Genomic DNA, 14,405 nt, shown 5'->3' on the forward strand with positions numbered 1-14,405 from the left:
TTCTAAAATTCTGCAAGTCTGCCCTTTTCTTCATCCATATAATACCATTTTCGAAAATTACCCCTTAACGACAGTGAATATGCTATCGCTTCTTCTCTGAAACGGAATTATGCAAAACACTCATTTAAAAAACACGCACATGCCAATCAAAAAAATCAAGCAATATGTGGATTGGGTCGTCGAGGGGGATCACACCACCCAACTCCGGCTTGACATGATGAAGGAACATAAAAAATCCGTGCTGGCCGAAATTTCATTGATGGAAACATCGCTCCATGAAATCGATCTGAAAATTGCAAGGTATACCAACCGTATCCAGGCGGAAAAGCAAAAAAATAATGGAAAAGAGGAAGCAAGATGAAACTATCGGGAAACACCATACTGATTACCGGCGGAAGTACCGGAATCGGGCTCGCTTTTGCGGAACGTTTTATTAAAGCGGGAAACCAAGTAATCGTTTGCGGACGCCGCGAACACGCGCTTCAAGCTGCGAAAGAAAAACTCCCCGGCCTTATTACTCGCGTGTGCGACATAGGGATCGAGTCCGAGCGGGCATCGTTGTTTGATTGGGTCACCGTGAACTATCCGGAAGTGAACGTGCTCGTGAACAACGCAGGCATTCAGCAACGGTTTAACGTGCTCAAAGCGGATGCGAAAAACGATTGGAGTTATTTCAGCCAAGAAATCACGACCAACATCGATGCGCCATTCCATCTCTCCATGCTGTTCGCTCCGTTTTTTGCGGCAAAAGAATATGCGGCCATCGTGAACGTCACATCGGGGCTCGCTTTTACTCCGTTTGCGATTGCTCCGATTTATTCGGCCACCAAAGCGGCGCTGCATTCGTTCACGATGAGCCTGAGACATCAGCTTTCAGAAACGCCGGTCGAAGTCATTGAAATTGCTCCTCCGGCCGTGAATACGGATTTGGGCGGGGCGGGTCTGCATGTCCACGGGGAACCGTTGGACGCCTTTGCAGACGGCATTTTTGAAGGATTAAAAGAGGGGAAAACCGAAATCGGATACGGCACTTCCGCAGATCGCTTGCGCATGTCGCGGGACGAAATCGATCTGTACACGGAAAATATGTATCAGGCCACGAAACATATGATTGAATAACTTTCTACAGATATGATCCATGCAACAGTTGCTTCGGCTGCGCACGGGCATAAAAAAAGAAAACTCGCGGATATTCCGGCGAGTTTTTCTTTGATTGTCCGAAAAGGGCTGCGCCCCCCGGCCCCACGGCGTCTTGGCGCTGCCCTGGCCCGCATCCGGTGCGGGTTTATGGTTTTTACTCTTCCCCAGTCGCCACCGGATTCTCGCTGTATGAAATCCAGTCGCTCCAGCTTCCCGCATACAGCTTCACATTTTCGTATCCCGCCTCTTTCAGCCCGATGAAGTTCGGGCAGGCGGATACGCCCGAGCCGCAATAGACAATGATCTCCTTGTCCCGCGGAAATTCTTTGTAATGCTCCTGCAGCCGCGAAACATCGATCCGCTTGCCGTGTTCGTCCAAGAGAAGCTTCCAAAATTTATTTTTGGCGCCCGGGACGTGTCCGGCCACGGGATCCATCGTTTCATCGAAACCTTGGTAGCGCCGGGGATCCCGGGAATCGATGACGATGGCGTCATCCCGGCCTGCCGCGCGGCGCACGTCTTCCATGCTCGCAAGCAGCTCAGGATGCAGCGTGTAGCTGTAGCTTGCAGGAATGCGGATCGGCTGATCGGCCGTCACCGGATAACCCGCAGCTTTCCAGGCGCTAAAACCTTCGTTCATGACAAAAGCTTGCCCATGCCCCAAATATTTCAGCAGCCACCACAGCCGGGAAGCGTACATGCCGCCTTGATCGTCGTACGCGATGATCCGCGTTTCGGGCGTGATCCCGTTTTTGGCCAAAGTACGGCTGAGCTCTTCCGGGTCGGGTAAGGGATGGCGGCCGCCATGCTCGCGCACGGGGGAAGAAAGATCTTTCTCCAAATCGAGGTAAATAGCCCCGGGGATATGCTCTCGTTCATAAGCTTCTTTTCCGGCTTCGGGTTTTCCGAGTTCGAATCTGCAATCCACGATGGTCACATCCGGTTCGTACATGCGGGCGAGCACCCAAGGTTTGCTTACGATTGCGTTCATGATGATTACACCGCCTTAGTTAAAATAGGGATCGGGTCAATGGTTCAACTCCAATGAATATCCTCATTATATCGAGTTCCGGCCCGTTTTCACCAGCAAAAAGTAGGATCTCTTTCCTCGGTTCGGGCTTGACAAAGGATAGAAAGACTGGTTAGACTTATACCCATGGGGGTATATAAAGCATGAGTTGTTAAAAGAGGACCCTGATAAAAACGTCGCATGACGTTTTTCTTTATCATCAATTTATACCCTGGTGGGTATTTAGCGGAAGGAGGTTCACCGAATGTCAAACCAAACTTGGACGGAGATTATGCCCGAAAATGTGGAAGAGCTGCTGCGAAGCGGCCGCGATGACGTCCAGCTGATTGACGTCCGGGAGTTGGATGAGTACAAGGAAGGCCACATTCCCGGCGTGAAGCTGATCCCGCTGAGCCAGCTCGAAGTTCGGCATGACGAAATCGAGCGCGGCAAAGACGCGATCCTGATCTGCCGCAGCGGCGGACGGAGCCGGCAAGCCTGCGAATTTCTGGCTTCTCACGGACACCGGAAACTGCAAAATATGTCCGGCGGCATGCTGAGCTGGAAAGGCGAAGTCGTCCGAAATTAAATTGCGCACGATTGCGCACTAAAAACCAGTATTGGGAGGAACAAAACATGGGAAACAAAGTAGCGATCATCGCGGCAAACGGCGGCATGTTCGACGCTTACAAAGTTTTTAATATCGCAACCGCGGCCGCCGCCAGCGACGCCGAAGTCGGCATCTTTTTTACCTTTGAAGGGTTGAACCTGATTCATCGAAAGGCGATGCGGCAGCTGCCGATGCCGGCCGGCACCGAACATTTCGCGGACGGCTTCGCCAAAGCGAACGTCCCCCCGATTCCCGAACTCGTAAATATGGCGCGGGAGCTCGGCGTCAAAATCATCGCCTGCCAAATGACGATGGACGTCATGGGCTTGAAGCTCGAGGACTTGATCGAAGGAACCGAGGTTGGCGGGGCGGCGAGCTTTATCGATTTTGCCAAAGACGCGAACATCAGCCTGTCGTTCTAACCATTGGAGGGAGATGCGATGGATAGCAATCCACAAACTTTACCGGTCAACATGACTCCTGATGAGTTGGGCCGCATCATCACCCGGCAGGAGAAGCTGTTCGTACTGGATGTGCGCAACGAAACCGAATTTAAGGATTGGAAAATCGAAGGACAAGCGTTGGAAATCATCAACATTCCGTATTTCGACCTGCTGGATAGCGTCGAGCCTGCGCTCAACCGGATCCCGGAAGGCGAGCGGCTGCTGGTCGTGTGCGCCAAGGAAGGTTCCTCCAAGTTTATCGCGGAACGAATCGCGGAAGCGGGACGAAGCGAGGTGCATTACCTGGAAGGCGGGATGAAGCGGTGGGGCGAACATCTGGTGCCGGTAAAGGCCGGGGACCTGAAAAACGGCGGGGAAGTATACCAATTTAACCGCCTCGGAAAAGGATGCCTGTCGTACATGATCGTTTCCGATGGGGAAGCCGTCGTGGTGGATGCAGCCCGCATGGCGCAGCCTTATATCGATTTTGCAAGGGAACGGGGCATTCGCATTCAACACGTCGTAGATACCCATCTACATGCCGACCATATTTCGGGAGGGCGTAAACTTGCGGGGCGAACCGGCGCATCCTATTTCCTTCCGCCGCAGGATGCGGACGAAGTCGTATTTTCATACCTTCCGCTTACCGAAGGACGAGACATAAGAATCGGCCATACGGATGTCCGACCGATACATTCGCCCGGGCATACGCTCGGCAGCACGACGCTCCTGGTGGATGATCGATATCTGTTGACGGGAGACATTTTGTTCGTCGCTTCCATCGGCCGTCCTGATCTCGCAGGGAAAGCGGAAGATTGGGTCGGGGATTTGCGGAACACATTATACGGTCTGTATAGCGGCCTGCCTGAGGAGCTTATCGTCCTGCCCGCCCATTTCGGCACGATTGCGGAGATAGACCGGACAGGGGCGGTTTCGGCCAAGCTGGGCGATTTGTATCGGCAAAACCCCGGGCTCAAGCTAGAAGACGAGCAAACCTTCCGGCAGACGGTAACGGAACATTTGCCGCCGCAGCCGCATGCTTACCGGGAAATACGCCAGACCAACATGGGGAAAATCAGCCCCGACGAAGAGACGCAGCGTGAGATGGAGACCGGACCGAACCGCTGTGCCGTTCATGATTGATCGTTGAACCTGCATGATCGTTAAGGCCGATATACTTTCAGTTCCATTTATTAAGGAGGAAAACCGATGAACGCGGATAAACAGCTGGATGCCAAAGGCTTAGCCTGCCCGATGCCGATCGTCAGAACGAAACAAGCGATCGACGAACTTGCGTCGGGACAAATTCTCGAAGTGCAGGCAACCGACCAAGGGGCCCGAAACGACCTTGCGGCTTGGGCCAACTCCACGGGGCATAAACTGCTGGAGAGCCGGGAAGAGAACGGAATTTTGACTTTTTGGATTCAGAAAAAATAAACCGTTCGGACGTCAAACGTAAGTCCGGCGCTTGATTCGCAAGCGGCCGGCCTTACGTTTTTTTCTGTGCCGACGATTTTTAAGGGGCATCGACTTTTTTTCACCCCCCGCCCGGATGGAGTAAAAACGGCAGTGCATCCAAAAAGATAAAGATTGCCCGTTTCGCTCGTACTGGCTACAATTTGATCCGAACACCAATTGAATGTTTGGGAGGAGTGCACGCATGAAGCAAGTCATTGACGAAGGAATCCTGGCCGCCGGCAGGTATGACGACGCGCCCCGGTTGACGAAAAAACGGTGCGAAGAGGCATTGTCTTTTATTTTGGGTCAAATCGACCGCAATTTGGAAACGTTCATCGACACCTTTCCGTCCGAAGCCAGCACGGGCAACGTTTACCGGCAGGTCGGCAATACGGAGTGGACGCCGGCTTTTTGGACGGGAATGCTGTGGCTTGCTTACGAGACCACCGGAAAAGAAAGATACCGGCAAGCGGCGGAAAAGCAGCTGTCCAGCTACAAGCAGCGGATCGAAGAACGGCGGTATACGAATACGCATGACCTCGGTTTTCTGTATACGCTTTCCTGCGTATCGGCGTATAAGCTGACCGGAAACGAAGAAGCGAAGCAGATCGCTTTGGACGCCGCCGAGCTTCTTTATATCCGTTATCTGGACAAAGCGGGCATCATCCAGGCCTGGGGCAATTTGGACGATCCGAGGCAGCGCGGCCGGATGATCATCGACTGCTTGATGAATTTGCCGCTGCTTTATTGGGCCAGCGAAGAATCCGGGGACCGGAAATTTTACGATGCCGCCCTTTCCCATGTCCGCATGTCGGCCAAATATCTCATTCGGGAGGATGCCTCCAGCTATCACACCTATTATATGGACGCCGAAACGGGCGACCCGAAATACGGGAAGACCGCCCAAGGCTATTCCGATGATTCATGCTGGTCGCGGGGGCAGGCCTGGGGCATTTACGGCTTTCCGCTGTCTTACCGCTACACCGGGGAAACGGAACTCCTCGATTTGACGACGAAAATCGCGAATTATTTCCTGAACCGGCTGCCCGAGGATTTTGTCTGCTACTGGGATTTGATCTTTACCGAAGGGACGGAAGAAAGGGACAGCTCTGCCGCCGCCATTGCCGTCTGCGGGTTGCTGGAAGCCGCGGCGCATTTCCCGTTGACCGAACCGCTGAAGCGGAAGTACGAAAATGCCGCGCTAAAGATTCTGGAATCCTTGATCGAAAATTACATGACGACGGACGTGCCGGAGTCGAACGGGATATTGCTCCATGCGGTATACAGCAAACCGGGGAACAACGGCGTCGACGAATGCTGCATCTGGGGCGATTATTACATGCACGAAGCGCTTGTCCGGGTCACGAGAGACTGGAAGCCGTACTGGTAGGAAAGGAGCGTGAACATCATGGGAATAAGCAAAGCAGGCAGCACAGGCCAGGAAGAACAAAACCGAACGGCGCAGCGCGACCCGCGAACGGCATGGTGGACGGCGGCCCGGTTCGGAATGTTCATCCACTGGGGATTGTATGCGCTTCCCGCGCAGGGCGAATGGATCATGTACGCGCAAAAAACGCCCGTCCGCGAATACGAGAAGCTGGCGCAAAGGTTCAACCCGACCGAATTTGACGCGAAAGCGTGGGTGGCGTTGGCAAAGGAAGCGGGCATGCGTTACATCGTCATTACCGCCAAACACCACGACGGCTTCGCCATGTACGGCTCGAAAGCCGATCCGTTTAACATCGTGGACGCCACGCCGTTCGGCCGCGACCCGTTGAAGGAATTGGCCGAAGCCTGCGCAGAAGCGGGAATCGTCTTATGCTTTTATTATTCGCATGTCATCGACTGGCATCACCCGCATGCGCTGCATAAAGAGCATAACAATACTTGGGATTACAAGCTGGAGGAGAAACGTTTTCCGGAATATTTCGAAGGCAAAGCGAAACCCCAGCTGAAGGAGCTGCTCACGGAATACGGCAGGGTGGGGCTGCTTTGGTTCGACACCGCCGGAGGGTTGTCCGAAGAAGACAGCAAGGACATCGTCCGCCATGTGCGCAGCCTCCAGCCCGATTGCCTGATCAACTCCCGGGTGTCCCATTTCATGGGCATGGGAGACTTCGTATCCAAGGGCGACAATGAAATCGGCATGAGCGGGGAGGATACCCGGCCGTGGGAAACGCCGATGACGCTGAACCAGTCCTGGGGGTATACCACCAAGGATCAGGTGTGGAAAACGGCGGATTCGCTCATCAAAAAGCTCGTGAACGTGATCGGCAAAGGCGGAAACCTGCTGCTGAACGTCGGCCCGACGCCGCAAGGCACGATTCCCGAGCTTTCCGCGGAACGTCTGCGCGAGGTTGGGGAATGGACCGGCCGAAATGCCGAGGCCATCTACGGAACGGACGGGAGCCCTTTTCCCGTGGAGCTTGAATGGGGGGCGTTGACCACCCGGCCGGGGCGGGTCTATCTTCACGTCCACAACGATAAATGGCCGGCTAACGGCCTGCGGCTCGGCGGAATCCGGAACCGGGTGCTTCGCGCCTACTGCTTGGCCGATCAGAGCCGTACCGAGCTTGAATTCGAGCAGGCTTACGATGAGGAGCTGGAGCTTCATACGCTCGAAATCCGGTTGCCTGACGAGCCCGCGGATGAATATGTATCCGTCGTCGTCTTGGAGCTTGAAGGGGAAAACGACTTCGACCGCACCCTCACGCAGATGCCGGACGGCGTATTCCAGCTGGAAGTTCCGCATGCCAAAATCAGCCTGGTCCGGGAAGCCGACGAAGAATCGGGCATTCCCGTCATCCGGGGCGCGGAATGGACGTTTAAACTGGTGAAGCCGGGAACCTACGAACTGCTGCTGGTCAGCTTCAAACGCCATGATCAGGAATGGAACGGACTGTATCCGGAACCGATTCTGCTGGAATCGGCAGGCCAAGTGATCGCCGTGGATCCCCGGGAAGATTTGGCGGATTCCGTTTCGCCTTCGTGCCAGCATCCGTATACGGCCGTGCTGTCGCGAATGGGACAATTTACTTGGGATCAGGCGGGCGTCCATACGTTGACGTTGCTCTCGTCGAGGCTGAAGGATCCGGCGCCGAAATTCACGGAAATTTGGCACGCCGATGCGGTCAAGCTGCGGGCGTTGAGGCTGGTTCGGGTGGACGGCTGACGAATTTCACGATCCTCAAAAACGCCGTTCCGACAAGGGTTTGACGCGTTTCTGTACAATTTTAATATTAAAAAAAGGCTGAAAAAAATAAGAATCGTCAGTCCGCAATCTTACGAAAATATAAGGTTTATGAAAAACTTCCAGTATCTTGCCGGCGGGGGCGTTCCCTATACTTTGGATACCGGCTGGACGAAATGAACCAAGCTCCGGATAGTTTAGAAACGATCAAAAGGGAGGCGCTTACATGGTAAAAAGAGGCAAAAAAATCGGGACTGCGCTTTTGGCGGCCACATTGGTTTTATCGCTTGCGGCATGTGGAAGCAGTTCCGGAGGAGATCAAGCAAAAGGGGGGACTTCCGCGGAAGGCAAATCGGGGGAACCGGCAAAGCTTACGCATCTGACGTATTGGGTAAGCATGCACTCTGCGGCTGCGGCCCAAATGAAAACGTACGCCGAAATGGGCATGTACAAAGAGCTTGAAAACATTACCGGCGTCAAAGTCGATTTCCAGCATCCGCCGACGGACGCAGCGCAGGCAGCCGAGCAGTTCAACCTCATGATGGTATCCGATAAGCTGCCCGACGTCATCGAGACGTCATGGATCGGCTATCCGGGCGGACCGGAAAAAGCGATCCAGGACAACAAAATCATCAAATTAAACGATCTGATCGATCAATATGCGCCGAATCTGAAGAAGTTGCTGGAAGAGCATCCGGATTGGAAAAAGCAAGTGACGACGGATGACGGCAGCTTGTATATGTTCCCGTTTTTCCGCGGCGGCGAAAAAGTCCGGGTATTCTACGGGCCGGCCATCCGGCAGGACTGGCTGGATAAGCTCGGCCTGCAAAAGCCGACGACGATCGACGAATGGTATACGGTGCTGAAGGCATTCAAAGAAAAAGACCCGAACGGCAACGGCAAGGCGGACGAAATCCCGCTGTATTTCACGAAAGACGACGTGGGCATCGACGCGCCATTCCTGGGCGCCTGGGGAATCAACTACGGGTTCTACCAGGTCGACAACCAGGTGAAATACGGTCCGATCCAGCCGGAATACAAAGAATTTTTGACGACGATGAACAAATGGTACAAGGAAGGTTTGCTCGACAAGGACTTCGCGGCGCCGAACGACAAGCTGTTCGATGCCAAAATGACGGGCAACCAGCTCGGCGCGGCGCCGACCTACAACGGAGGCGGCATCGGCAAATACGCCAACCTGATGAAGGATAAAGACCCGACGTTCAATCTGGTGGCGGCTCCTTATCCGGTGTTGAACAAAGGGGATAAAGCGATCTGGGGCCAAAAGGACTTTGCGACGAACGGCATCGGAGCGGCGATTTCGACCAGCAACCCGAACCCGATCGAAACCGTGAAATGGCTGGATTACGCGTACGGCGAAAAAGGAAACCTGCTGTTTAACTACGGCAAGGAAGGCGAAGCTTACAAAATGGAAAACGGCAAGCCGGTCTTTTTGCCGGAGGTCCTGAACCCGCCAAGCGGGGTAAGCTTGCAGCAATCCTTCGCGAAGCATAACCGCTCGACGTGGAGCGCGCCGTTCGTGCTCAGCGACGATTTCCAAATGCAGTACCTGGCGCTGCCGAACCAGCGCGAAGCGCTCGAAATTTGGTCCCAGCCGACCGGCGAACGCAAAATGCCGCTCGTGACGCCGACCAAAGACGAAAGCTCGCAATACGCTTCGATCATGACGGACATCAATACGTACCGGGACGAAATGTTCCTGAAATTCATCATGGGCGCCGAACCGCTCGATAATTTCGATAAATATGTGAAGAAAATCGAGGCTATGGGCATCGAAGACGCGATCAAGATCCAGCAGGCAGCCCTTGACCGGTTCAACAAACGCTAATGGCATGAACGCGATTCAGGGTCGGGGGATGAACGCTCATCCCCCGGCTTTTCTAAAAATAGGGGAAGACAATTCGTTTCGCACTTACCATCAGGCTCCTATTTCATCCGGAATCCTACAGAAAGGCAGGGATAAGCATGTGGCAGATAAGCAAAAACAAGCCGATGAACAAGCGTTCCGCCAAGCCCAAAAACGATCTCTCCACCGCCCAAACGATCCGAAAGGATCTGCGCCGCAACTGGGTCATCTATTTGATGGCGCTCCCGGTCATCGCTTATTACGTCATTTTTCATTACGGTCCGATGTACGGCCTGCAAATCGCTTTTAAGGATTATTCTCCTGCCAGCGGCATTTGGGGCAGCCCTTGGGTCGGGTTCAAGCACTTCGACAGCTTTTTTAACGGCGTGTATTTCTGGAGACTCATCCGAAACACGCTGCTCCTGAACGTGTACGACCTGATTTTCGGGTTCCCGGCCGGCATCATTTTGGCGCTGCTGTTAAACGAAATCCGCAAGATGATGTTCAAGCGGTTCGTCCAGACGATTTCCTATCTGCCCCACTTCATTTCGATCGTCGTGGTGGCAGGGATGATGTTCGACTTTTTGAGCCGCGACGGCTTAATCAATCAACTGCTTGGGTTTATCGGTGTCGAGCCGATCGATTTCCTGAAGGAAGCGGGCTGGTTCCGGTTTATTTTCGTATCCTCCGGCATTTGGCAGGGCGTGGGCTGGGGTTCGATCATCTATTTGGCGGCGATCGCCAACATCGACCCGACGCTGTACGAAGCGGCCAAAATCGACGGCGCGAGCCGGTGGAAGCAGATTTTCCATATTACGATCCCTGGCATCATGCCGACGATCGTCATCATGCTGATTCTGAACATGGGCCATCTGCTTTCGGTCGGCAGCGAAAAGGTGCTGCTTCTTTACAATCCGCTCACCTACGAAACGGCCGATGTCATTTCCACTTACGTGTACCGCAAAGGGGTACTGGAGGCGAGCTACAGCTACACGACGGCCGTCGGCTTGTTCAACTCGGTCATCAGCTTGATTCTGATCGTTTCGGCAAACGCCGTCAGCAAACGCGTATCCGAAAACAAATTGTGGTAAGGAGGCCAAACGATGGGCGCACAAACAACCGGCGAAAAAATATTCGGGGTCGTCAACACGATCCTGATGCTGCTGCTTTGCTTCGTCACGTTATACCCGTTTTTGTATGTTCTGTTTGCCTCCCTCAGCGAGGCGTCCGCTTTCATCCAACACCGGGGCATGCTGCTGAAGCCGCTTGGGTTCAATCTGGACGCATACAAAGCTGTTTTTGATAACCCGATGATCACGAGCGGCTACAGGAACACGCTATTTTACGTCGCGGCCGGGACGGCGATCAACCTGTTCATGACGGCGCTCGGAGCGTACGTCCTTTCCCGCCGGAACCTGTACTTCAAAAATATGCTCATGTTCGGCATCGTCATCACGATGGTGTTCAGCGGCGGCTTGATTCCGAACTATATTCTGGTCAATAAGCTGGGCATGATGAACACGCCGTGGGCGCTGCTCATTCCCGGAGCGATATCGACGTTTAACCTGATCATTATGAGAACCGCGTTCCAGGGCGTGCCCGTTTCCCTCGAGGAATCCGCCAAAATCGACGGGGCGGGGGAGATGACCATCCTGTTCCGGATCGTGATCCCGTTATCTATGCCGGTTATCGCGGTCATGATTTTATGGTACGCGGTAGGGCATTGGAATTCGTATTTTTCGGCGCTGGTGTATTTGCGCGACCGCACCATGTACCCGCTGCAGCTCGTCCTGCGGGAAATTTTGATCGCAAACTCCACGGATTCGATGTCGACCGGGGTGGCGGCGGACGATAAATACGCCATCGGCGAGACGATCAAATACGCGACGATCATCGTGTCGACGCTGCCGATCATCTGCCTGTACCCGTTCCTGCAGAAGTATTTCGTCAAAGGGGTTTTGATTGGTGCCATTAAAGAATAAAACGGGTGACCGGCCCTTACTGCTTGCATTATAATGTACGTAATCGTTCATTTTTGCGTAAGCTGCATAATGCAAATTAAGGTAGGGGTGATGCTTGTTGAAATGGCTGCTTCGTCCGCTGGGGATATCCAATCTGAGAAGCGTTTGGATGACGATGTTGATCTCGAATCTCGTTCTTTTGCTTATACCCGTTTCAATGGGCGCCTTTCTGTACACCAAGGTCGAAGCCAGCCTCGAAAACGGGGCCAACCGGTCCAATAAGGCGATGCTGGAGCAGCTGAAGCTGTCCCTTGACGGTAAATTGAACGAAGTGGAAAAATTGGCGCAGCAAATCATTTTTGATCCGAAGCTGGAATATTTGCTGAAGCTCAGCGGAGATCCGTCCAGCCCGGACCGCTACAAGTTTATCGAATTCATGCAAAATACGATGTCCCGCCCCGGGAACATCACGAATTTCATTTTGGATTATTACGTTTATTTCGAAAATAGCGATCTCGTTCTAAAGTCCGGCCTCATGACGGATTCGCGAAAGTTTTACGACATGTATTACAGTTATCAAGGCATATCCTACGAGCAGTGGCGGGAAGAGATGCTGGGAAGCTTCCACACGATGGCATATCTTCCTACCGCGACGCTGCTCCGCCGTGCGGAATACGATCCGACGGAAAGCCTGGACAAAAGTCCGCTGAACGTCGTGACGTTCGCCCAATCCCTTCCCGGACGCGACCGGAAAGACATTAAAGGCAGTTTTGTCGCCTTGATCGACGAAAGCCAGATCAAAGAAATGTTCGCGCAGATCGAGTCCGCAAGCGACAGTTCGATCTATGTCGTGGACGGCGACGGCAGGACGATCATGGCGACGGACCGGGAGCCTCTCCCGTCCCAGCTGTTGTCCCGGATCGAAGGCGGCGGGGGGTTGTTTAACCAGACCTTGAACGGGGAACAAAAGATGGTTTCGTATACCGCCTCCAAAAAGGAAGGCTGGAAATACGTCCTGGTCACGCCGAGAAGCGTGTTCATGCAGCAGGTCATTTTGATCAAGCAATGGGCCGTCATCCTGTTCGCCTTATGCCTGGCCGTCGGCATGTCCGCCGCGTTCATGATTACATACCGCAATTACAGCCCGCTGCGGAGAGCAGTCAATGCGATCCTGCGCGGGAAAAACTGGAGCGGCAAGCCGTCCGTCAACGAATACGATTTTATTTTGCAGACGATCGAGGGTTCCCTGCACGAGGAAAAAAACCTGCGCAGCCTGTTGGCCCGCCAAACTCCCGTGATCCGTTCCAACTACCTGTCGCGCCTCCTTCGCGGACAGATGGACGTGGATACGTCGGAGAAAGGCGGACAGTCGCTGCGGTTTATGGACATCGAATTTGTAAGCGATTACTTTTCGGTCATCGTCGTGCAGCTTGACAGCATCGCCGGATTTAATGCGGAGCAAAGCGAGGAACAATGGGCGCTTGGGCGCTTTATCGTCTCGAATATCGGAACGGATATGATCCCAAGTCCGCATAAGTCTTTTGCCGTCGAACTCGACCGCGATCGGTTGGCTTTCCTGAACAACTTCGATCCGGGGCTGTCCGGGGAAGCGGGACGCGTGATCGCGGAGATGTGCGAGTCCCTCAAAACGGTCATCGAGCAGCGCTTCAAGATGGATATTACCGTGGCCGCAGGGCTTCCCCACTCGGGAGCGAAAAGCATCGGGGAAAGCTATGCGGAGGCGGTGGCTGCCTTCGAATACCGCATCATCCGGGGCGGCGGCACGATCATCTATTTCCAGGACATCAAAAACGTGCATGCCCACTATTATTACCCGATCGACATCGAGGTGCAGCTGATCAACTTCGTCCGCAGCGGAGACACGGAAAACGTCCTAAAGCTGCTGGATACGATCTATGCGATGAATTTCGAATCGGGCAGCATTACGCCGGAGATCGGCCGATGCCTGTTCTTTAACATTACGAGCACGTTCCTGAAAATCATTAACGCGACGGGGACGGATCAGCATGACATTTTGGGGCCGGACATCGATCTGGTCAAGGATATTTTTTCGTACGAAACGGCGGAAGGCATGCACAAGCGGACGAAAAAGCTTTACGAATTGCTGGCCGAGTCGCTCGTCACCGAGCGGACCGACCACAGCTCCCAGCTGCTGCAGGAGATGGAGGCGTTCGTGGAGCGGCATTTTACCGACCCGAACATGGGGCTCGGCATGGTGGCCGACCGTTTCGGCATGACGCCGCAATACGTTTCGACCTTTTATAAGAAGCAGAGCGGGAAAAATCTCAGCGACACGATCGTCCGAAAAAGAATCGAGCTTGCCAAGCAGCATATGGGCGACAAGGACCTGACCAATGCCCAAATCGCGCAGATGGTCGGATATACGAGCGACGTCGTTTTTATCCGGGCCTTTAAGAAGCTGGAAGGCGTCACCCCGGGCAAATACCGGGAAAACATGCTTCCGTACGCCGATGACGCGGGGTAACCGAAGCCAACTTTTCAGCGTCTTAAAAAGGCAGCGGACGGAAGCAGGCTTTCTGTTGACTGAAAACGATCCGTTCGTATACAATGAAACAAGCGAATAAAAGGCGATGGAGTTCGCCATAACCGCCTGAAAAGGCTGATGACTCCTACCGGTGATGAACGTGCGCACTGGTAGGAGTCTGTTTATTTTCATGCTCCTGCCCGGCGCGCCAGGAAAAATTA

13 protein-coding genes and 1 riboswitch are annotated in these 14,405 nt (G+C 53.8%); of the genes, 12 read left to right on the forward strand and 1 reads right to left on the reverse strand.

What is annotated here, in order from left to right:
- Nucleotides 1-139 precede the first annotated feature (139 nt).
- Nucleotides 140-361 carry a MerR family transcriptional regulator gene (locus AC27KL_RS24745; protein ID WP_487171438.1) on the forward strand — a complete coding sequence of 74 codons (222 nt, stop codon included), beginning with the start codon at nt 140-142 and terminating at the stop codon, nt 359-361.
- Nucleotides 358-1,119 (forward strand): SDR family oxidoreductase, encoded by a 762-nt coding sequence (locus AC27KL_RS24750; RefSeq protein ID WP_487171439.1) that lies wholly within the window; start codon nt 358-360, stop codon nt 1,117-1,119. The genes AC27KL_RS24745 and AC27KL_RS24750 overlap by 4 nt, the downstream gene beginning before the upstream one ends.
- A 175-nt stretch (nt 1,120-1,294) precedes the next feature.
- Here AC27KL_RS24750 and AC27KL_RS24755 read toward each other — a convergent pair whose 3' ends face one another.
- Nucleotides 1,295-2,131 (reverse strand): sulfurtransferase, encoded by an 837-nt coding sequence (locus AC27KL_RS24755; protein ID WP_487171440.1) that lies wholly within the window; start codon nt 2,129-2,131, stop codon nt 1,295-1,297.
- 283 nt (nt 2,132-2,414) lie between these two features.
- Between AC27KL_RS24755 and AC27KL_RS24760 the strand changes: the two genes are divergently transcribed.
- The 10 genes from AC27KL_RS24760 to AC27KL_RS24805 all read left to right on the forward strand — a co-directional run bounded on the left by AC27KL_RS24760 (nt 2,415) and on the right by AC27KL_RS24805 (nt 14,184).
- Nucleotides 2,415-2,738 carry a rhodanese-like domain-containing protein gene (locus AC27KL_RS24760; protein ID WP_487171441.1) on the forward strand — a complete coding sequence of 108 codons (324 nt, stop codon included), beginning with the start codon at nt 2,415-2,417 and terminating at the stop codon, nt 2,736-2,738.
- Nucleotides 2,739-2,785: 47 nt separating this feature from the next.
- Nucleotides 2,786-3,181, forward strand: coding sequence for a DsrE/DsrF/DrsH-like family protein (locus AC27KL_RS24765; protein ID WP_339320939.1), 396 nt, complete (start codon nt 2,786-2,788; stop codon nt 3,179-3,181).
- An 18-nt stretch (nt 3,182-3,199) separates the two neighbouring features.
- The gene (locus AC27KL_RS24770) at nt 3,200-4,345 is read left to right on the forward strand and encodes an MBL fold metallo-hydrolase (protein WP_487171442.1); all 1,146 of its coding nucleotides are present in this window, start codon (nt 3,200-3,202) and stop codon (nt 4,343-4,345) included.
- A 66-nt stretch (nt 4,346-4,411) separates the two neighbouring features.
- Nucleotides 4,412-4,639: a sulfurtransferase TusA family protein gene (locus tag AC27KL_RS24775; RefSeq protein WP_487171443.1), complete on the forward strand. Its 228-nt coding sequence runs from the start codon at nt 4,412-4,414 to the stop codon at nt 4,637-4,639.
- 223 nt (nt 4,640-4,862) lie between these two features.
- Entirely contained in the window at nt 4,863-6,050 is a 1,188-nt protein-coding gene (locus tag AC27KL_RS24780) for a glycoside hydrolase family 88 protein (protein WP_487171444.1), read from the forward strand.
- Between the two features lie 18 nt (nt 6,051-6,068).
- Nucleotides 6,069-7,832, forward strand: a complete 1,764-nt coding sequence (locus AC27KL_RS24785; RefSeq protein ID WP_487171445.1) for an alpha-L-fucosidase — start codon at nt 6,069-6,071, stop codon at nt 7,830-7,832.
- A gap of 244 nt (nt 7,833-8,076) precedes the next feature.
- A complete protein-coding gene (locus AC27KL_RS24790; RefSeq protein ID WP_339320934.1) occupies nt 8,077-9,699 on the forward strand; it encodes an ABC transporter substrate-binding protein in 1,623 nt (540 codons plus the stop codon).
- A 164-nt stretch (nt 9,700-9,863) separates the two neighbouring features.
- Nucleotides 9,864-10,808: an ABC transporter permease gene (locus tag AC27KL_RS24795; protein ID WP_487171522.1), complete on the forward strand. Its 945-nt coding sequence runs from the start codon at nt 9,864-9,866 to the stop codon at nt 10,806-10,808.
- A 12-nt stretch (nt 10,809-10,820) separates the two neighbouring features.
- Nucleotides 10,821-11,699 (forward strand): carbohydrate ABC transporter permease, encoded by an 879-nt coding sequence (locus AC27KL_RS24800; protein ID WP_339320933.1) that lies wholly within the window; start codon nt 10,821-10,823, stop codon nt 11,697-11,699.
- Between the two features lie 97 nt (nt 11,700-11,796).
- The gene (locus AC27KL_RS24805) at nt 11,797-14,184 is read left to right on the forward strand and encodes a helix-turn-helix domain-containing protein (protein ID WP_487171446.1); all 2,388 of its coding nucleotides are present in this window, start codon (nt 11,797-11,799) and stop codon (nt 14,182-14,184) included.
- 93 nt (nt 14,185-14,277) lie between these two features.
- Nucleotides 14,278-14,339, forward strand: a riboswitch (Fluoride riboswitch).
- The last annotated feature ends 66 nt before the right edge of the window (nt 14,340-14,405 follow it).

This window comes from Paenibacillus sp. YAE3, from assembly GCF_057546105.1.

Coding starts and splice junctions, on each gene's coding strand:
- AC27KL_RS24770 (WP_487171442.1), top strand. CDS start 3,200: ATGGATAGCAATCCACAAACTTTACCGGTCAACATGACTCCTGATGAG.
- AC27KL_RS24760 (WP_487171441.1), top strand. CDS start 2,415: ATGTCAAACCAAACTTGGACGGAGATTATGCCCGAAAATGTGGAAGAG.
- AC27KL_RS24765 (WP_339320939.1), top strand. CDS start 2,786: ATGGGAAACAAAGTAGCGATCATCGCGGCAAACGGCGGCATGTTCGAC.
- AC27KL_RS24750 (WP_487171439.1), top strand. CDS start 358: ATGAAACTATCGGGAAACACCATACTGATTACCGGCGGAAGTACCGGA.
- AC27KL_RS24795 (WP_487171522.1), top strand. CDS start 9,864: ATGAACAAGCGTTCCGCCAAGCCCAAAAACGATCTCTCCACCGCCCAA.
- AC27KL_RS24755 (WP_487171440.1), bottom strand. CDS start 2,131: ATGAACGCAATCGTAAGCAAACCTTGGGTGCTCGCCCGCATGTACGAA.
- AC27KL_RS24775 (WP_487171443.1), top strand. CDS start 4,412: ATGAACGCGGATAAACAGCTGGATGCCAAAGGCTTAGCCTGCCCGATG.
- AC27KL_RS24780 (WP_487171444.1), top strand. CDS start 4,863: ATGAAGCAAGTCATTGACGAAGGAATCCTGGCCGCCGGCAGGTATGAC.
- AC27KL_RS24790 (WP_339320934.1), top strand. CDS start 8,077: ATGGTAAAAAGAGGCAAAAAAATCGGGACTGCGCTTTTGGCGGCCACA.
- AC27KL_RS24785 (WP_487171445.1), top strand. CDS start 6,069: ATGGGAATAAGCAAAGCAGGCAGCACAGGCCAGGAAGAACAAAACCGA.
- AC27KL_RS24800 (WP_339320933.1), top strand. CDS start 10,821: ATGGGCGCACAAACAACCGGCGAAAAAATATTCGGGGTCGTCAACACG.
- AC27KL_RS24745 (WP_487171438.1), top strand. CDS start 140: ATGCCAATCAAAAAAATCAAGCAATATGTGGATTGGGTCGTCGAGGGG.